We start from the raw sequence: 611 nt of genomic DNA on the forward strand, positions 1-611 counted from the left end.
CGGGCCGACTGGCAGGGCAACCTCAGCCACCAGACCGGCAGCGGCCAGCCGACCGACAGGCGGCTGGACTGGAGCCGCTATTACGCCTACCGCGCGCTGCCGGCGCTGCGCTCGAAGCTGACGGTAGGGGAGAGTTACCTGGACTCCGGCATGTTCGACAGCTTCCGCTTTGCCGGCGCCAGCCTGGTATCGGACGACAACATGTTGCCGCCGAACCTGCGCGGCTATGCGCCGGAGGTGGTGGGCGTGGCGAAGACCAACGCCAAGGTGGTCATCAGCCAGCAGGGGCGGGTGTTGTACGAAACCACGGTCGCCGCAGGGCCATTCCGTATCCAGGACATCAACGATGCGGTGAGCGGTGAGCTCAATGTGCGGGTCGAGGAGCAGGACGGCAGCGTGCAGGAGTTTGTCATGAACACCGCCAGCATTCCGTACCTGACGCGCCCCGGTTCGGTGCGCTTCAAGCTGGCGGCGGGCAAGCCGGCGGACTTTGAGCACCATGCGCGCGGGCCGCTGTTCGGCACCGGCGAGTTCTCCTGGGGGGTAAGCAACGGCTGGTCGCTGTACGGCGGCGCGCTGGCGGGCGGCGACTATAACGCGGCCTCGCTGGG

General features: G+C 67.8%; 1 protein-coding gene. It reads left to right on the forward strand.

Annotation, left to right across the window (positions count from 1 at the left end; all coding sequences use genetic code 11):
- A partial coding sequence (locus AC6BYQ_RS28550) for a fimbria/pilus outer membrane usher protein (RefSeq protein WP_498057936.1) occupies positions 1–611 on the forward strand: 611 nt, incomplete at both ends.

Source organism: Serratia sp. LTN-2, assembly GCF_059740205.1.